The following is an 18,553-nucleotide window of genomic DNA, read 5'->3' on the forward strand; positions in this document are numbered from 1 at the left end:
CCTAAATCATGGATGCCCGCAAGGAACACAGTGACCCTTTTCGCTAGTGTGGCATCCCCATTGAAATTACTCGCAATGATTTCCCGGGTACCCTCCGGCAACCACTCATCCCAGATTTTCTCGGCCACAAGAGCCGAATCCGACATATGCACATACAACGGAAGCCACTCCTCCCCCACATCCCGATCGGTCTTTCCCCACAGAGCGCGCGCTTGCGCCGACAGAGCCAATCCATCATCCGAAGAATATCCAAGCTGCCCCATCTGAAACCCCCTGCGCTTTCACCCTTGATCGCATTGTTTCACCCACACTACCATCTCAAGCGCGTTGCGAACAACAACATGGAGAGTCACTCTCCAAGCATTTTATAAACACATGCACAAGCCGGTGGCATGATCGGGAACATACATTCTACAAATCTGTAAAAAAGACAGATACAACCTTAATCTGTCCCTTTTTACGTAATAGATTCAATGAATTCGATAGCTCCTTGCGTAAAAGGAGACACCATCAGCGGCTTACCCGTCCCGAACGCAAAAGAGGCTGGAGCTACAGCCGCGCCACCTGCACACCCTGCGTGTCCACGTTGAGGTGGAGCACACGCCAGTGGCCGGATGCGAGCTGGGCGGTGGCAATCTGGTTCAGGTCGTCCGAGGCGTCGCCGTTGTGCAGCACGCAAACGCATGGGCCGGCACCCGATACGGCGGCCGCATACCCGTGCTCGCGCAGCAAATCGATGAGTTCGGCGGACGGCTTCATGAGCGGCGCGCGATAGCTCTGGTGGAGCTTGTCTTGCGTGGCGGTGAACAGCAGTTCGTTCGGGTCCTGCTCCCCTGCCAACGCGGACGGATTCATGGCTCCGATCAGCAGTCCCATGCGAGACACGTTGAACACGGCGTCCGCGAACGGCACGGTGTTCAGCAATGCGGCGCGGGCCTGCGCGGTGGAGAGTTCGTAATCCGGAACGAAAATCGAGGCGCGCACGCCGGCGTCGACGAGGTAGTTCACCGAGCGGAAGCCGGTGTTCACCACCTCGCCCTGCACGATCTCGCTTTGCCCGTCCTCGGTCCACGAGACGGTCATGCCGCCGTATACCGCGGGCGCCACGTTGTCGGGATGCCCTTCGAGGTCGGCCGCGTACTGGAAGATCACGTCGCGGTCGAGCTCGCCCTCGTGCGAGAACGCGTAGGCGGCGGAGATGCCGGCCACGATCGCCTCGGCGGACGAGCCCATGCCGCGCGCCTGCGGGATGTTGTTGTGCGCCTCCATGATGAACCCGCATTTGCTCAGGCCAAAGCGCGAACATGCGCGGCGGAACGTGGAGACCACCAGGTGAGACTCGTCGCGCGGCAGCGTGTTCTCGCCTTCGCCGGTGATGAGAATCTGTGCCGCCATGTTGAGCGGATCGGAACTGAGCGTGAACTCGAGCTCGTCATGGTAATCCAAGGCAAGTCCCACGGTGTCGAAACCGGAGCCGAGATTGGCGCTGGTCGCCGGCACGCGAACGTGGACTTTACGAGTCACCGGATCCATTTTCCACTTCCTACTCTGACGGTCAGGGCAATACGAATTGCCGGTCTATGTATAACAGATTATCAGTCGAGCACGCGAATGATCGATGGGTCGCCGGTCACCGAGTCAAGCTGGCACACCGCGTCGACCGCCTCGCGCAGCGTCGTCTCGTCGGTCATATGCGTGACCAGGCGCAGCTGCTGGATCTCGCCGTCATAGCCCGGTTCGGTCGCCGTGGGCTTGAGGTCCTGGTTCACGCCGTTGATCGAGATGCCGCGGTCTGCGAACTCCTTCGCCACCTGCAACAGCACGCCCGGCTTGTCGTGAATGAGGAAGCGCACGGCGAAGCTCGCCTTGGCTGAGCTGAGCGGCGCGATCGGGTAGTCGTTGTACATGCGGATCGCCGGACCGGTGCAACCGGAGGCGATGTGGCGCGCGACGGTGACGATGTCGCCGACGACTGCGGAAGCGGTGGGGGCGCCGCCGGCACCGCGGCCATAGAACATGAGGTCATCGGCATACTCGGCGTGCAGGAAGACCGCGTTGAAGGAGCCATGCACCGACGCCAGCGGGTGCTCGTTGCGAATGAGCGCAGGGTAAACGCGTGCGGAGACGCCGTCTTCGGTGTGATCGACCACGGCGAGCAGCTTCACCACCTTGCCTTCCGCGGTGGCGGCGGCAATGTCGTCGGCGGTGATGTGCGTGATGCCTTCCACGGTCACGTCGTCGATGCCGACGTTCGTGTGGAAGCCGAGCGTGGCCATGATCGCCGCCTTGTTCGCGGCATCGTAGCCTTCGATGTCACCGGTCGGGTCGGCCTCGGCATAGCCCTTCTCCTGGGCCTCCTTGAGTGCGACGTCGAAATCGAGGCCCTTGGTGGTCATCTCGTCGAGAATGTAGTTCGTCGTGCCGTTGACAATGCCGAGCATGCTCTTCACCTGATCTCCGACGAGCGACTCGCGCAGCGGGCGCACGATCGGGATCGCGCCGCCGACCGCCGCCTCGAAGTAGATATCCGCATGGTTGTCTTCGGCCGCCTTATACAGTTCCGGGCCGTACTTCGCGAGCAGCGCCTTGTTCGCGGTGACCACAGACGCGCCGTTGTTGAGCGCCTCCAACACGAAGGTGCGCGCGACGCCGGTGCCGCCGATGAGCTCGACCACAATGTCCGCGTTCTTCACCACCGACATCGTGTCGCTGGTGAGCAGCGACTTGTCGATCCACGGGAAGTCCACCTCGTTCGGGTCCAGGCAGGCGATGCCGGAGATTTCGAGGGGACGGCCAATGCGCTGCCCGAGCTCGTCCTTCTGCTCGACCAGGATGCGCGCCGTCTGCGAGCCAACGGTGCCGGCTCCAAGTAAGCCTACGCGGATCGGGGCGTTCTGTTCTGCCATGGGAATCCTTTCATGCGGTGCACACTGCGTGTTCACAGGTTTGCTTAGGTCATTGTACGTGGAGGTGTATAGCCGCGTACGCAGTCGCTCTGTCTGTGGAATCGAAATCCGCCGCTCTTTGCGTGATCTACGTAAAAGTGGACAGAAAACGCCTGGATCTGTCCCAAATTACGCAAGAGGGAGACCTGCACGGAGGAAGGGAATCTACGTAAAAGGGGACAGATCACCGGGCGGAATTGTCCCCGATTACGCAGGTGGCAGGTGTTTGCCATTCACTCGCTCACGTCGAGCGCGAGCAGGTCGTCGATCGTCTGCCGACGCATCATCACATGCGCGCCATGCCCGTCTATGCCGACGACGGCCGGAATGAGCGCCATGTTGTAGTTGCTCGCCATCGAACGGCCGTAGGCGCCGGTGACCGGCACGGCCAGGATGTCGCCGCGGTGCACGTCGGCAGGAAGATTCGCCTCATTCACCACAATGTCGCCGGACTCGCAGTGGATGCCGACGACGCGCGAGAGCTTCGCCGGTTCAGCGGACTCGCGGTTGGCAAGAATCGCGGTGTATTTCGCGTCGTAGAGCGCGGGGCGAATGTTGTCGCTCATGCCGCCGTCCACCGAGATGTATGCGCGTTCGCGAATCCGCTCGCCCGCGTTGTTCGTGAAGCCGTCGCCAAGCTGCACGGTCTTCACGGTGCCCACACGGTAGAGCGTCACGCCGGCGGGGGCGACGATCCAGCGGCCCGGCTCGAACGAGATGATCGGCGCGGGCATGCCGAGCAAGCGGTTCGTCTTCGACACGGCGTCGGCAAGACGGCCGAGTTCGCGGTCCACGTCCATGCGGTCCTCATCGTCGGTGTAGGCGACCGAATAGCCGCCGCCGAGATCGACCTCGGGGAGCGTGTAGGCATTCGTCGCATAGAACGTCTTGCGCAGCAGCATCATGCGCTTGGCCGCCTGAATGAACGCCTCGGCATCGTGAATATTCGAGCCGATATGCGAGTGCACGCCCACGAGTTCCAGATTGCCGTACTTGGCGATCTCACGCAGCACGGCGATGGCCGGACCGTTGGCCACGAGCTCCATCGCGGCGGCAAGCAGGCGATCACCCTCGGTCACGTCGGCGGCGTTCAGATCGTACGGGTAGCGCACGTCGTACCGCAGCTGCCTGTCTGCCTGCTGCTTCGTCTCGCCGCCCCGCTCGAGCTCGGTCTCGTGCACGAGCGCGTTCGTGGCCGCCGGGGAGACGTCCTGCAGCTGGTCGATGTTGTCGACGATCTCGGTGTCGGCACCTGCAGGCAGCAGTGCGACGCCGAATTTCTGGTCCTCGTGCGCGGTGGAGACGTATTCGTGGCCGCCGGCGTGAATGCCGGAGGTCACGCGCAGCATCACGCGGGCGCGCTTGCCGAGCCGTTCCGCAATCGCGGCGATGCGTGCGGGCTCGTCCGGCGAATCGATCACGATTTTCGAGAAGCCCTCGGCAATGGCGAGTTCGATCTCCTCATCGCTCTTGTTGTTGCCGTGCAGCACCAGTCGACGACCGGGAACGCCGGCGGCGAGCGCGATCTTCATCTCGCCGAGCGTGCAGGTGTCGACGAACATGCCTTCCTCGGTCACAATGCGCGCCATTTCCTTCGAGAGGAACGCCTTGGCGGCATAGCTCACATGCGTGGTGTTGTTCGTGAACGCGTGTGCGGCGGCCTTCACGAAGTGGCTGGCGCGGGCACGCACCTCGTCGAGATCCAGCACGTACAGGGGCGAGCCGAATTCGTCGAGCAGGGTGCTGGCGGTGATGCCGTGGAACGTGAGCTCGCCGTTGGAATTCCTGGCCGTGTCTGCCGGCCAGATTGGACTGATGGCCATATTCATCTCCTCATCTCGTTTGCGGTATCTTCTTCGTTCCGTCCCCCGCTCTTCCCCTCTCCCCCCTTTGCGTAAAAAGAGACATCCGCTGGCTCGAATACGTCTCTTTTTACACAAGGGCAACAAAGCACTAAGTCCACAAAGGAAGAGAAGGCGGAGAGGAGGCCAGGAGGACCGCACGCCGGAAAGCGGACTTACATCTTGTCGGGGGCGGTCACGCCTAGCAGGTCGAGGCCTTCGGCGATCACGGTCTGCACGGCGTCGTTGAGCTTCAGTCGGGCGGCCGCGCGCGCGGGCTCCGGGTTCTTCGCGATGCGGGTGCGTTCGCGGGTCTGCTCATCGGCGCGCTCCTCCGCTTCGGTGAGCGGCATCGGCACCACGCGCTCGACGTTGTACCACTTGTGGTATGCGGCGGCGAGGTCTTCCAGGTAGTGCGCGATGCGATGCGGCGCGCGCAGGTCACCAGCGAGCGTGAGCAGTGCGGGCCACTGCGCGAGTGCGGCGATCACCTCGCCGTCCGCCTCAGTGTCGAGCAGCGAGAGATCGGCGTCGGCGGCATTGATTTGCGCGGCTTCGGCATTGCGGTCGACGTTGCACGAGCGGGCGTGCGCATACTGCACATAGTACACCGGATTGTCGTTCGAATGCGAGGCGAGCAGATTGAGGTCGATGTCGACCGGCGAATTGTAGTCGGTGCGGGCCAGTGAATAGCGGGATGCGTCCACGCCAATCGCGTCGATGAGGTCGTCGATCGTCACGATGTTGCCCGCGCGCTTGCTCATGCGCACCGGCTTGCCGTCCTTCATCACATTGACCATCTGGCCGATGAGAATCTGCATGTTCTCGCCCGGTTTGTCTCCGAACGCGGCGCACATGGCCATCATGCGGCCGATGTACCCGTGGTGGTCGGCGCCGAGCATGTAGATCGCGACGTCGGCCGGGTCGGTCTTGCGGTGGCGCTTGTTGCGGTAGTAGGCGATGTCCGCGGCGAAGTATGCGTACGTGCCGTCGGATTTGATGATCACGCGGTCTTTGTCGTCGCCATGCTCGGTCGATTCGAACCAGGTCGCGCCGTCTTTCTCGTAGATGTCGCCGGCATTGCGCAGGTCGGCGATCGCCTTCTCCACCTCGCCGTCCTCGTACAGGCTGTTCTCGTGGAACCACACATCGAAGTGCACGCGGAATTCCTTCATGGACTGGCGAATCTCGTCGAACATCATTGGCACCGCGCGCTTGCGGAACTCCTCACGCTGCTCGGAATCGCCTTCGCCCAGCGGCTCGCCCTTCTCGTCGGTGCCGCCGTCGACGCGCGGCAGATTGAGAATATCGATGCCTTCGGCGTTGGCCTCCACGATCACACGGCGTGCGATCTCGTCGATGTAGGCGCCCTTGTATCCGTCGACGGGCGTCGGCTCGTCGTGGGCGGCGGCCACGAGCGACTTGGCGAAGCGGTTGATCTGCTCGCCGTGGTCATTGAAGTAGTATTCGCGCACAACGGTGGCGCCATTGGCCTGCAGTATGCGGGCCATCGAATCGCCCACCGCGGCCCAGCGCGTGCCGCCGATGTGGATCGGGCCGGTCGGGTTCGCGGAGACGAATTCCAGATTGAGCGTCTTGCCGCTCAGGTGATTGTTCTTGCCGAATCGATTGCCCTCGTCGAGCACCTGGTCCACCACTGCGGCCGCCGATGCGGAGTCGAGCGTGATGTTGATGAAGCCGGGACCTGCCACTTCGACGGCGGCAATGCCATCGGTGCCATTCAGTGCGTCGGCGAACAGTTGGGCGAGATCACGCGGTTTCATGCCGGCTTTCTTCGCCAGCTGCATGGCGGCGTTCGACGCCCAGTCGCCGTGCGCGCGATCCTTGGGGCGCATGACGGCGAATTTGGCGGAATCCGGGAGTTCCTCGGCCGTCAAAGTGCCGGCTTTACCCTCGGAAACAAGGTTATTGGCAATGGTGAAGATCAATTCCTGTAGCGCTTCTGGACTCATTCCAACAAGTCTACCGGCAACGCCGACAGATTTGAGGAATATCCTCGATTGTGAGGTGGCCCGTCGTCCGCATCTTCGATTGTTAGGTTGAGTACCCTAGGAGAACATCATGAAAACCCCCTTTTATTCGACAAATCACCCAACTTTTGTCGAATAAAAGGGATGGAATTATGCGTGGATACTCTGGCCACCCACCTAACAATCGAAGATACCTGAAGACGATCACCACACGGTACACATCATGCCAGGAAAGAGGTGAGGGAGGAAGCCGGCAATGTCAGCATCACGCCGTTGCCTGCACCGCGCAGATGGCACAGCAGGTCGAGCGGCTCGGGGCGAGAGTTCACGAGCACGGCAACAACCTGGTCACCATCACCATGAGTAAGAGCGGCAGGGACTAGGAAGGCGGCGGCACGCACACCTTGCGCATGGTCGAGCGCGCATTCCACGCAACGTGAGCCAATCGGCACGTATTTGGAGAAGTGGCCGAGCGCGTAGTAGTCTGCATTGCGGCGTATCGAACCGTCGTCACGCACAGTGATCAGACCACGGTTCTCGGAATGCCGGCGATCGTTGCGCAGGTAGTAGTAGTCGGGACCGCCGTGCTCGTCGAGCGCGATGTTCCACAACACGGCGCTCCTCGCCCAGTTGTTCATCATGTCAATGACCGCCGTGCCCAGCGAGAGCAGCGCGGGTGTGAAATTGCGCGGCCCCCAGTCGCCGCCGCTCGCCTCGGTCGCCCAGATGCCCTTGTTCGGAAACGCGTCGTGAATGCGAGACATCGTGCGCGCGGATCCGCCGTAATAATGCCATGCGGAGCCGGCGCAGGCGGTGAGCGCGGCGGAATCGGCGTACATGTCTCGCACGAAGGCGCCGTCCGGATAATGGTCGGTGGAGTAGTTGTGGTCCCAGCACAGAATGCGCGTGCCTTCCAATCCGGCGTGGTCGAGCATGGGGCGCAGATGGCGCGCGACGAACTCTGCCTGCTCGCGCGGGGTCATTGCCATCGATGGCCATCGCGACTGCGGGTAGTCGGGTTCGTTCGTCACGGTGAGCGCGAACAGCGGCAGTCCGCGCTGCGCATACAATCGCGCAAAACCGGTGATATAGCGCGCATAGGCGGCATACATGCCGCGCCGCAGATGGCCGGTGATCCGCGTGTAGCGCCGTTTGCCGAGCACGCTGAGATTCGTTTTCATCCACCATGGCGCGCTCCACGGGCTCGCCATAATGTTGAGCGCATGCGATTGCGTGGCGAGCGCACAGTCGTTCGCGGCCTCGACCATGGGCAACACGCGCTCCATCTCGGGTGTGAAATCGAGGGAGTTGAGATTGCGGTCGGGGAATCTGCGCACGAAGCGGTACGGCGCGCTCACATGGTCGCTTGGGCCGATTGGCTGACGGAGCATCGAGATGCCTATGCCGTCGCGCGGGCTGAACAGATCGCGGATGCATCGCTCTTTGTCTGTGACGCGATTGTGCCACAGCCAGCTCGTCGCCTCGGTGATCGATGCGCCGAAGCCGTCGATGGGCTGGCGCACGCGAGTCGTGTCGATGCTGAGCGTGGGGGTGCTGGCGTGTGACGTGCTCTCCGGCGTGCGCCCTACACGCAAATAGGCATTCCCAAGCGGCGCGAACGCGGCGGCAAGCGTGGTGCCCTGCGCATTCGCGTATGTTGAGAATGCCTGAATCATAGCCCCAGTCTAGCGCTGTGCGAAACGGCATGCGCAGCCGTGCGCCGACGGCGGGGCGAATGTGGCGTCAGTTCTGCGGGCAGACCGCTATGACGTCGATCTCGACGAGCGCCCCCTTGGGGATCATGTTGTTGCCGAACGCCACTCGTGCGGGCTTGACCGTGCCGGTGAAGGTCTTCGCATAGACGCCGTCCACCTCGGAGAAATCCTCGACGTTGCGCAGGTAGATCGTCGCTCGGCAGACGTGTTCGACGCCGCATCCCGCGGCGGCGAGGATGTTGGTGATGTTCTTGAGCGCGCGTGCGGCCTGTTCCGCCGCGGTGACGCCGTCGAGCTCGCCGGTGGCCGGGTCGATGCCGAGCTGGCCGGAGACGAACACGAATCCGTTCGCCTTGACGGCCTGGCTGTATGCGCCGAGTGCGGCCGGCGCCTCCATGGTGGTCACTGCCTGCAGATTCTCGTACATGATGTTCCTTTCGCTCGCTGGCGTGAATCTATGCTCTGGTTTAGCACCTTGAGTGTGCACGTGGGCTCATGTTTCATATTGCAGACTACTCGTGGCAGCCCAGACCGCTGCCCCACCACGCTACGCGAATGTTTCACGTGAAAGATTGGGGAACCACGCATCTTCGATGTTCTGCGGATTGCGGATATGGAAGAGGCCGAGGTACAGAGACAATCTGCACCCCGGCCGAATGAGAGGAGGGAACGAATCAGCCCTTCACGGCACCGGCCATGATGCCGGAGACCAGTTGCTTGCCGGCGAAGAAGAACAGCAGCAACAGCGGGGCGGTGGTGAGCACGACGCCCGACATCACGATCGTGTAGTCGGTGAAGTATGCACCCTTGAGCGTTGCGGCCGCCACGGTGAGCATCTTGTTCTTGTTCGGGCCGAGAATGAGCATGGGCCAGAAGTAGTTGGTCCACTGGGCAATGAAGGTGAAGAGGAACAGCATCGCGGCCGCCGGGCGTGCGGCGGGGATGGCCACATGCAGGAAGGTGCGGAACATGGAGCACCCGTCCACGCGAGCGGCCTCGATGAGTTCGTAGGGCAGTGCGTCGCCGATGTACTGGGTCATCCAGAACACGCCGAATGCGCTGACCAGTCCGGGGATGATCACGGCCCACAGCGAGCCGAACAGGCCGGCTTTGTTGGCCATGATGTACAGCGGGACGACGCTGAGCTGCTGCGGGATCGTCATCGTGGCGACGACGAGCATGAGCAGCGCGTTACGGCCGCGGAAGCGCAGTTTCGAGAACGAGTAGCCGGCGAGCGTCGAGAAGAACACGGTGGAGATCGAAACGATGGTGGCCACCAGGAAGGTGCCGCCGAGCGCCTCCCAGAACTTCATGGCACCGAAGGCGCGGGCGATGTTCCTGAACAAGCCGGTGCCCGGAATCATCGCCGGCATGTTCGTGCTGTACGGCGAGCAGTATGCGCAGATTCTCGAGCAATTCGGCGAGGCCTGCGGCATGGGCGCCGACGAGGTGGCGAACGAGACCGCCGAGGTGCGCAAGACGATCGCCGAAGTGCGTGAGGCCACGCTCACCGCTGGTTGGGACGGCGCCTGGTTCCGCAGGGCCTACGACGCCAACGGCAATCCGGTGGGCACGAATGAAGACAGTGAAGGCAAGATCTACATCGAACCGCAGGGCATGTGCGTGATGGCCGGCATCGGCGTCGACGACGGCAAGGCGGCCAAGGCGCTCGAATCGACGAAGGAACTGCTCACCTGCCGCTGGGGCACCGCGATCCTCGCACCCGCATACTCCACCTACCGCATCGAGTTGGGCGAGATTTCCTCATACCCGCGCGGCTATAAGGAGAACGGCGGCATCTTTTGCCACAACAACCCGTGGATCTCCATTGCGAACGCCAAGATTAACAACAACGACGAGGCCTTCAACGTGTACAAGCGCACCTGCCCCGCCTACACCGAGGAGTATTCCGAGATTCACCGCACCGAGCCGTACGTGTACTGCCAGATGGTCGCCGGCCCCGAGGCGCCGACCCCGGGCGAGGGCAAGAACAGCTGGCTCACCGGCACCGCGGCATGGACCTTCGTAGACGTCTCCCAGCATCTGCTCGGCGTGCAGCCCACATTCGACGGCCTGAAGATCGAGCCGCACCTGCCGCCCAACTTCGGCGAGCTGCATATCGAGCGCACATGGCGTGGCACACGGTACATCATTGACGTCACCCGCACCGGCGAACAGTCGCTCACCGTGGACGGCCAGCCGGTCTCCGGCACCGTTGTTCCAACCGCAGCAACAGGAACCGAGGAGGTGCATGTAGCTCTGACAATCTGACTGATTTTTTCTTCTTCCACTTCCGCGAGGTCTGCAGGGCGCCATCCCTGCGGACCTCGTTTGCAATCCTGGTGGCCGAAATCCGGGTGGACGATTGCGCGCCCACGGCACGAGCCAAAACGAAGAAGTCTGGAATACCGGCATTTCGGTATTCCAGACTTCTCAACATGGTGGGCTCAATGGGATTCGAACCCACGGCCTTTCGCTCCGGAGGCGAACGCTCTATCCACTGAGCTATGAGCCCATGCCTGCACTACTTTACACGTTCGCCTGACTTTCCGCCAGCAGGCGCGTATGTAATGCGGACACCGAATGGCGGTCGCGATACGACCGATCAGTACATGAGCGTGGCCAGGCGGCGACGTGCACGTGCGAGACGCTCGTCGGTGGCCTCGGGAATGAGGAAGTACTCGAGCATGCGTTCGCGAATCGGCTCCACCGCATCCGGATGAGCTGCCAGATAGTCGAGCAGACGGTCGAAGGCATCCTGAATCTGGCCGCCGATCATATCGACGTCGGCGACGGCCAGCTGCGCGTCGAGGTCGTCCGGATTTGCCGCGGCCTTCTCGCGTGCCTCGCGCACATCCGCATTCGCGGAACGGGCAAGCAGCAGCGCCTTCGCACGCCCGCGCTTGGCGAGTTCGTCGTCCGGCTCACGTTCGAGCACCTGCTCGTAGGCATCGGCAGCGCCCGCATAGTCGCCCTCCTGAGCCAAACGGTGTGCTTCGGCGTGCTCAGGCGGCACGGCGGGTTCCTTCTGCGTGTCTTCCTCGTCGTCGGCGTTCTGCGGCGTGATGTACGGCGCGGTACCGGTCACACCGGCCTGCGCCGCGACCTGCACGAGCTGCGGGAGCACCTGCGTGGTGATCTGCGTCATTTCGTCACCTTGCGGCATGCCCTGCAGAATCGGCATCGGGCGGCCGCCGATCAGAGCGAACAACGCGGGCGCTCCCTGCACGCCGAATGCCTGCGCGATCTCGGGTTCGCGGCTCACGTCGATGCGCGCGAGCTGCAGCTTGCCGTCCATGCCGTTGACCGCGTCGCCGAGTTCGCGGGCCATGTCGAACAGGCGATTGTCGGTAGGCACCCACATGAAGATGACAATCGGGTAGGTCGCCGACGCCTGCGCCACGGCCTGGAAATTGTTCTGTGTCACATCGATCACATAGCCACCCGCGGCCGGTGCGCCACCTGCTTGCCCCGGCTCCGCCTTGACCTGATGCTTGAGTCCCTCGAGGTCGATGGCCCCTGCCAATGAGATTCCCGGCTTGATTTCACGTTCCGGCATGATGCCCCTTTCCGCGCGTGTTCGCGCACTGTTGAACGTTTGCAATATGCGCGTGCAAAAAGACTGTTAGATCGCCTCGACCTTGACCGGCTGGCGTTCCGCGCCCACCGCCGTGATCTTCGCGTTCGCCTTGGCCGACGGTATGTAGAGGGCGACCACGTTCACATAGGTGACGCGCATCGTGCTCGTGGCCTTCGCGTCGCCGAACAATGCCTTCTCGGAATCCGAGGCCGGCTGGGACTCGCGTCCCTCGCCCGCTGCGCGCGTCCACACCGAGTTGATCTGCGCCACCACCAGATCGCCGCCGTCAGCCGCACGCATAATGCGCATCTGGCCGTCCACCGGCTCGAAGGTCTGCGTTTGCGTGCCCTTGTTGCGCTCCATGCCCTGTTGCACGGTCTGCGAGAGCGTGGCGAGCTCCTGCCGCAGGTAATCGTTGTCGAAATCGCCTGCATACTGGCTCTTGTCGCCGTTCTGCAGCACGTCCGCGTAACGCTTCACCGCTTCCTTCGGCGTCATCTTGAGATTGTCGTCGTTGTCGGTGCCCATCTGCGCGCCGATCTGCGGCACGGTGAACTTCGGCATCTGCACGCCTTGGAACAGGCGCGCGACTCCCCACAGCTTGTAATTCTGCCGTGCGCTTTCCTGATCGAACACGAGCAGGCGCTTCGACTGCTGGTCCTGCGTGGTCGTGGTGATCGTGAACACGCTGCGCGGCCATCCGCTATCGGTCGGGATGATCGTCTGTGTGATCGCATCGGGAATGTCGGTCTTCGGATCGAGATTGCCGGTCTTCTGCGCCACGGCGAGCTCGCTTCTGCGAATCTCGAGTTCCGGGCCCGACATCGCACGGTCGAGGCCGTCCGCCGACTTCGCATTGTTGCATTGCTCAATGGCTTCGAGCAGCTGCTTGCGTATCGCCTTCTCCTGCTCGGTGGTGAGATTCGGTGACGCCGAAGCCGAGGCGGTCGCCTGCACCGGTTCCGGCAATTGCCCTTCGCATGCGCCAAGCGTCACGCACATGCACAACGCAAGGCCGGCTGCACCCAGAGAAACGGCTTTCCTACGCGTGTTCATTTGCCCTCCTTGTCGCCCGACTCGGCGGCCGCGGACTGCTCCCCTTCGGTTTCTTCCTGAGAGGCTTCCCCGCCCTCGCTCGTCTCGGTGACGTCTTCGGGTTCCGTGGATTCAGTGGATTCATTGGATTCTGCAGACTGTTCGTCTTCGGAGGATTCAGATTCGTCAGTGTCCTGCACACGCTCGGCCTCTGGCTCGCCCTGCTCGGACGGCGTGGACGATTCCATGCCGACTTCGCGGGCCAGACGTGCGAAGTAGTCCTGCAGCTCGGCTTCGGTGATCACCGAAGTGGTGGTGCCATCGGTGGCAGACCCGTCATTGGAGACCGTCCGCGTGGCCGTTTCGCTCGCCTCATCGGAGCCATTCGCCACGGAGACCTCCACGCTGGCGTTCTCGTTCGCCTGCTGTGCCTGTTCCGCCACCAGATTTCGTGCGTGCGGGTCCACGATGGTCGGGGTTGTCGGCTGCTCATCCTCCTGCTTGCCGGCATGCCTGCCGTGACGAGGACCACCCTTGGTCTTGGACTTGCCCTTGCTCCGCGGTTTCAGCGCCGCGAGGGAGCCTGCAAGCGCCTCGCCTATCTTCGGTTCGTCCTTGCGCTGTTCCTGCCGCTCCTGACGGGCACGTTCGGCGTCTTCGCTCACTTTCTTGCGGCGCGCGCTCATGTCCATGGCGAACACCGAGGCGCACAGCACGGCGAGCACCGCACACAGTCCGCCCGCGAAATACCACGGGATGGAGAAGTTCGGAATGTCATGACGGGTCCAATGCATCTCAAGCGAGCCATCGGAAACCTTCTGACCGAAGTCCGCAAGCACCACATCGGTGCCGGCCGCGTCCTTGAGGTCGAGGGATGCCTTGCCGGCACCGCAGTTGACCTCTTTCCACATATTCGAGTCCTTGAAGGCGACGTCGGCGCCGGAGGTGTTCGCCTCGCCTTGTGCACCCTGTTCGGCGTAAGACAGTGTGGACCAATTGGAAAGCCCGGTGATGCGCTCGTATGGCTGCCCCGCCAGCCAGCCAGCCGCATCCTTGGGCGACGTGAGTGCCATGCATACGCCGTCGTTGGCGGTGGCGCTCGGGCTTGCGGCTTCAATTCGAACGTTCTTGTCGACCAGATTGGCCACGCCTTGGTCGACGAGCAGGTATTGCGTGTTCCGTACCGGCGCGGTCGCGGCAATCTGCGGATTCGGCTGCCAGATGGTCTGGTTGAGAATACCGAAAACGATGCAGGCGACCGCCAGGAGGCCAAAGATCGGCGTCACCACGCCGCGCATGATTTTCGCGTGGCGCGTCGGCTCTTTCTTGGTGCGAGTCTGCTCTCGCTGTTCGTGTATGTCTGTCATATCTCTTCTATTCTAGCGCTGTATGCAGATTCAGCTTCTTGCCTGAGCGCATATACATTCGGCGAAATACATGCGCGCGGATATTCTTGGCAGGTATGACACAAGCCAAATCAGCAGGAATCCGCAAACGGGCGGTGCAAGCCGTGGCCGCGATGTGCGTGGCCGCGACATGTTTTGCGTTCGCCGCCTGCGGAAATAGCAATGCATCCGAATCCACCGGAAAATCTTCCGCCTCTTCCTCCGCCAGCTCGGGCCTGACGAAGATCGAGGGCGTGAAGGACACCGCGAAGGTGGGCGAGAAGCCGGTCCTCGAATTCAAGAAGCCGCTCAATGTTCCTGATAATTCCTATGCCATCTTGCAGGAAGGAGACGGCGAGGTAATCAAGCCAGGCAACCGCGTATGTGCACAGGGAATGGCCGTGGACGGTAAAACGGGCGATATCAAGATGAGCACTTGGGAGACCAACCAGATGGATTGCTCACTAGTGGCGCCTAAAAAAGGTGAAAAAACATCTGCGTTGCTGTCGGTGATTGATGGCCTCAAGCTTAACTCCACCGTGGTATTCGGCAGCAATGACAGCACCGCCGACTCATCCAATCTCATAGTGATGACACTCAAGTCGCAGTCCACTGACCTCACGAAGGCCGAGGGCACGAAGGTGAAGGACATTCCGTCGGATCTGCCGAAGGTGACGAATGCAGCCGACGGCAAGCCCTCCATCGACATGAACGGCTACAAGGACAGCGACAAGCTCGTGGTGCAGCCGCTCATCGAAGGCGACGGCGAGAAGCTCGACTCGAACAGCTACGCGGTGGTCAAATACACCGGCTGGCTGCTTGACGGCAAGCAGTTCGACTCGTCGTGGGACCGCAATTCGACCTTCGACGTGAACATGCAGGGTGGCGTGATCGAGGGATGGCTCGAAGGCCTCAAGGGCCAGAAGGTCGGTTCCGAGGTGCTGCTCGTGGTTCCGCCGTCGCTCGGGTATGGGGACCAGGCGCAGGGTGAGATCCCGGCGAACTCGACGCTCGTGTTCGTCGTCGACATTCTCGCGAAGTACTGATCGGCAACCTCGCATATCGCATTGATATGGAAGCGCTCCGTGGGCCTCAGGCCCACGGAGCGCTTCCATATTCGGGCAGATACCGGCCATCTAGAACAGGCGCAGTGCGCCGTCATCGGTGCCCTTCATGTCGTCGTAATCGAGCAGCAGGCAGTCGAAACCGCGGTCCTTGGCGAGCACCTGCGCCTGCGGGGTGATCGTCTGTGCGGCGAAGATGCCGCGAACAGGGGCGAGCAGGGGGTCGCGGTTGAGCAACTCGCAATAGCGCGTGAGCTGTTCCACGCCGTCGATGCCGCCGTGGCGTTTGATCTCGATGGCCACATGCGTGCCGTCGGCGTCGATGGCCATGATGTCCACCGGGCCGATTGCGGTCGGGTATTCACGGCGCACGAGCTTGGCGCCCTCCCCTATGCGCTCGATCTGTTCGGCGAGATACCGCTGCAAGTGGTCTTCCACGCCATCTTTGCGCAGTCCCGGATCGGTTCCCAGATCGTGCGTCTCGTCGCTGTAGATGTGCTGCAGCGTCACTTCGAGCACATCGTTCGTTTTCGTGGACTGCACGCGAATGATCTTCTCCGGCGTGGGTGTTGCCGGGTCATCGTCGGCGTCCTGTGGGGTGATGTCTTTGATCGTGCACGGGGACAGCATCCAGTTGAGCGGCTTGTACGAGCCGATCTCCGAGAAGATGAGCAAGCTGTTGTCTGCCTTGATGAGCAGGACTCGTTTGGCGAGCGGGAGGGAGGCCGAAAGGCGTCCGGTGTATTCGGCGCAGCAGTCTGCAACAATGATTCGCATGCCGTCAAGGCTAGCGGCCCCTCTCCCCCAACCCTGCTCGCCCATGCCTCTAATCGGTGATTGGTGTCGGATGCGGGGCGGTGCGGAAAGGCTTCGTCACTGGATCGCAAGCGCCCTTTACGTTCCTCAACCTTTCCGCACCGCCCCGCATCCGACACCAATCACCGGCAGCAACGCCTCAAGGCTTCCGCCAATTCCATGCGTTGACGTGTGGTTGCCGTGGGCCGGATTGGGCGGGCGGCAGGGTTGAGGAACGTAAAGGGCGCTTGCGATCCAGTGACGAGGCCCTGCCGCCCGCCCAATCCGGCCCACGGCAACCACCAAGGTCTGGAAATCGTTGCCTGAACGGCATATTCTGTCGCCCAATATGCGAGTGGGCCACCCGGAAAGCCCGAGTGGCCCACTGAGGGGATTGGCGTTGGGTTCAGCCCACGATGCCGCTTTGGTCGGCACCCTCCGCCTGGAACGCGATGGAACGCGCGTTTTCAACAGCCACGGTGAGTTTGTTGGAGTCGAAGGAGATGAAGCCACCCGTCACCTCGAACGAGAACTTCTTGCCATTCGGGTCTGTGACGTCCAAACGGCCTTCCTCGATCACCGAAAGCACTGGCTCATGGCCGGGCAGAATGCCCATGCCACCCGCGTAGGCGGGAACCACCACCTGCTTCGCCTCACCGCTCCAGACCGGGCGCTCCGACGAAACGATGTTCACTGCAATCGTTGCGCCTGCCATCAGTCACCGTATTCCTTCTGCATCTTGTGCCACTTCTTCTCGAGATCCTCGATGCCGCCGATGCCCGAGAATGCCTGCTCCGGCACGTTGTCGTACACGCCGTCGCAGATGCGGGTGAAGGCCTCGATGGTCTCCTCCGCAGGCACGTAGGAGCCGGGGACACCGGTGAACTTCTCGGCCACGTAGAAGTTCTGGCCGAGGAACTGCTCGATCTTGCGGGCGCGGTTCACTGTGGTCTTGTCTTCCTCGCCGAGCTCGTCAATGCCGATGAGGGCGATGATGTCCTGAAGCTCCTTGTTGCGCTGCAGAATCGCCTTGACGCGGTTCGCGCAGTCGTAGTGCGCCTGGCCCACGTACCGCGGGTCGAGGATTCGCGAGGTGGAGGCCAGCGGATCCACGGCCGGGTAGATGCCTCGCGAGGCGATGTCACGGGAAAGCTCCGTGGTGGCGTCCAAGTGGGCGAAGGTGGTGGCAGGGGCCGGGTCGGTGTAATCGTCGGCAGGCACGTAAATGGCCTGCAGCGACGTGATCGAATGGCCACGGGTCGAGGTGATGCGCTCCTGCAGGGAGCCCATCTCATCGGCCAGGTTCGGCTGGTAGCCCACTGCGGATGGCATGCGGCCAAGCAGCGTGGACACCTCGGAACCCGCCTGCGTGAAGCGGAAGATGTTGTCGATGAACAGCAGCACGTCCTGATTCTGCACATCGCGGAAGTACTCCGCCATGGTCAGTGCGGTGAGCGGCACACGAAGACGGGTGCCCGGCTGCTCATCCATCTGGCCGAAGACCAGCGCGGTCTTCTCGAGCACTCCGGCCTCGTCCATCTCGCCGATCAGGTCGTTGCCCTCACGGGTGCGCTCGCCGACGCCTGCGAACACGGAGACGCCGCCGTGGTTCTGCGCCACTCGCTGGATCATCTCCTGGATCAGAACGGTCTTGCCCACGCCTGCGCCGCCGAACAGACCGATCTTGCCGCCCTGCACGTACGGGGTGAGCAGATCGATGACCTTGATGCCCGTCTCGAACATCTGCGTCTTCGACTCGAGCTGATCGAATGCCGGCGGGTTGCGGTGGATGGGCCAGCGCTCCTTGATCACGATCTTCTCGCCCGGCTTCTTGTTGAGAATGTGGCCGGAAACGTCGAACACATGGCCCTTGGTAACATCGCCGACCGGCACCTCGATCGGGCCGCCGGTGTCGTGCACGATGGCGCCACGCACCAAGCCGTCGGTGGACTTCAATGCCACGCAACGCGCGGTGGAGTCGCCGAGGTGCTGTTCGACCTCGAGGGTGATGACGGAGTCCTTGACCTCGCCTTCCTCCTGCTGACCCATCTGCTTGATCTCAACAGTCAGCGCGTTATAGATGTCCGGCATGTGGCCCACAGGGAATTCGACGTCGATAACCGAACCCTGAATACGCGTCACATGACCAACGATTGGCTCCGCAGCCTCGTCAGCGGCCGCATTAGCTTGGTTCTCAGCCAT

16 protein-coding genes and 1 tRNA gene are annotated in these 18,553 nt (G+C 62.2%); 2 read left to right on the forward strand and 15 right to left on the reverse strand.

Annotation, left to right across the window (positions count from 1 at the left end):
* The 8 genes from OGI63_RS13035 to OGI63_RS13070 all read right to left on the reverse strand — a co-directional run.
* Nucleotides 1-263: HD domain-containing protein (locus OGI63_RS13035; RefSeq protein WP_035136431.1), on the reverse strand; the 263-nt coding region annotated here is incomplete at its 3' end.
* 286 nt (nucleotides 264-549) lie between these two features.
* Nucleotides 550-1,533, reverse strand: coding sequence for a homoserine kinase (gene thrB / locus OGI63_RS13040; RefSeq protein ID WP_004219201.1), 984 nt, complete (start codon nucleotides 1,531-1,533; stop codon nucleotides 550-552).
* 62 nt (nucleotides 1,534-1,595) lie between these two features.
* Complete coding sequence (locus tag OGI63_RS13045; protein ID WP_004219200.1) at nucleotides 1,596-2,906, reverse strand: homoserine dehydrogenase; 1,311 nt, start codon at nucleotides 2,904-2,906, stop codon at nucleotides 1,596-1,598.
* A 272-nt stretch (nucleotides 2,907-3,178) separates the two neighbouring features.
* Nucleotides 3,179-4,768, reverse strand: coding sequence for a diaminopimelate decarboxylase family protein (locus OGI63_RS13050; RefSeq protein ID WP_004219199.1), 1,590 nt, complete (start codon nucleotides 4,766-4,768; stop codon nucleotides 3,179-3,181).
* A gap of 194 nt (nucleotides 4,769-4,962) precedes the next feature.
* Nucleotides 4,963-6,759 carry an arginine--tRNA ligase gene (gene argS, locus OGI63_RS13055; protein ID WP_004269231.1) on the reverse strand — a complete coding sequence of 599 codons (1,797 nt, stop codon included), beginning with the start codon at nucleotides 6,757-6,759 and terminating at the stop codon, nucleotides 4,963-4,965.
* Between the two features lie 239 nt (nucleotides 6,760-6,998).
* Nucleotides 6,999-8,453 carry a glycoside hydrolase family 30 protein gene (locus OGI63_RS13060; RefSeq protein ID WP_004219196.1) on the reverse strand — a complete coding sequence of 485 codons (1,455 nt, stop codon included), beginning with the start codon at nucleotides 8,451-8,453 and terminating at the stop codon, nucleotides 6,999-7,001.
* Between the two features lie 67 nt (nucleotides 8,454-8,520).
* Nucleotides 8,521-8,919, reverse strand: a complete 399-nt coding sequence (locus OGI63_RS13065) for a Rid family detoxifying hydrolase (RefSeq protein WP_004219194.1) — start codon at nucleotides 8,917-8,919, stop codon at nucleotides 8,521-8,523.
* A gap of 247 nt (nucleotides 8,920-9,166) precedes the next feature.
* Entirely contained in the window at nucleotides 9,167-9,865 is a 699-nt protein-coding gene (locus OGI63_RS13070) for a carbohydrate ABC transporter permease (RefSeq protein ID WP_004219192.1), read from the reverse strand.
* Here OGI63_RS13070 and OGI63_RS13075 point away from each other — a divergent pair.
* A complete protein-coding gene (locus OGI63_RS13075; RefSeq protein WP_014710630.1) occupies nucleotides 9,825-10,763 on the forward strand; it encodes a GH36-type glycosyl hydrolase domain-containing protein in 939 nt (312 codons plus the stop codon). The two genes, OGI63_RS13070 and OGI63_RS13075, sit on opposite strands and share 41 nt — an antisense overlap.
* 168 nt (nucleotides 10,764-10,931) lie before the next feature.
* On the opposite strand, the gene OGI63_RS13080 is transcribed toward OGI63_RS13075, so the two are convergent.
* The 4 genes from OGI63_RS13080 to OGI63_RS13095 form a co-directional block, all read right to left on the reverse strand.
* Nucleotides 10,932-11,007 (reverse strand) — tRNA-Arg (locus OGI63_RS13080).
* A gap of 90 nt (nucleotides 11,008-11,097) precedes the next feature.
* The gene (locus OGI63_RS13085; protein ID WP_004219188.1) at nucleotides 11,098-12,051 is read right to left on the reverse strand and encodes a tetratricopeptide repeat protein; all 954 of its coding nucleotides are present in this window, start codon (nucleotides 12,049-12,051) and stop codon (nucleotides 11,098-11,100) included.
* 66 nt (nucleotides 12,052-12,117) lie between these two features.
* On the reverse strand, nucleotides 12,118-13,128 hold the full coding sequence (locus OGI63_RS13090; protein ID WP_004219187.1) for a hypothetical protein: 1,011 nt from the start codon (nucleotides 13,126-13,128) through the stop codon (nucleotides 12,118-12,120).
* Nucleotides 13,125-14,474, reverse strand: a complete 1,350-nt coding sequence (locus OGI63_RS13095; protein WP_004219185.1) for a hypothetical protein — start codon at nucleotides 14,472-14,474, stop codon at nucleotides 13,125-13,127. Before OGI63_RS13095 ends, OGI63_RS13090 begins: the two co-directional genes overlap by 4 nt.
* 95 nt (nucleotides 14,475-14,569) lie before the next feature.
* On the opposite strand from OGI63_RS13095, the gene OGI63_RS13100 reads away from it, so the two are divergent.
* On the forward strand, nucleotides 14,570-15,538 hold the full coding sequence (locus OGI63_RS13100) for an FKBP-type peptidyl-prolyl cis-trans isomerase (RefSeq protein ID WP_012619787.1): 969 nt from the start codon (nucleotides 14,570-14,572) through the stop codon (nucleotides 15,536-15,538).
* Nucleotides 15,539-15,628: 90 nt separating this feature from the next.
* On the opposite strand, the gene nucS is transcribed toward OGI63_RS13100, so the two are convergent.
* The 3 genes from nucS to atpD form a co-directional block, all read right to left on the reverse strand.
* The gene (gene nucS, locus OGI63_RS13105; protein WP_004219182.1) at nucleotides 15,629-16,333 is read right to left on the reverse strand and encodes an endonuclease NucS; all 705 of its coding nucleotides are present in this window, start codon (nucleotides 16,331-16,333) and stop codon (nucleotides 15,629-15,631) included.
* 424 nt (nucleotides 16,334-16,757) lie between these two features.
* Complete coding sequence (locus OGI63_RS13110; protein ID WP_004219181.1) at nucleotides 16,758-17,066, reverse strand: F0F1 ATP synthase subunit epsilon; 309 nt, start codon at nucleotides 17,064-17,066, stop codon at nucleotides 16,758-16,760.
* A complete protein-coding gene (gene atpD, locus OGI63_RS13115) occupies nucleotides 17,066-18,553 on the reverse strand; it encodes a F0F1 ATP synthase subunit beta (protein ID WP_004219179.1) in 1,488 nt (495 codons plus the stop codon). Before atpD ends, OGI63_RS13110 begins: the two co-directional genes overlap by 1 nt.

This window comes from Bifidobacterium sp. KRGSERBCFTRI (assembly GCF_025908335.1).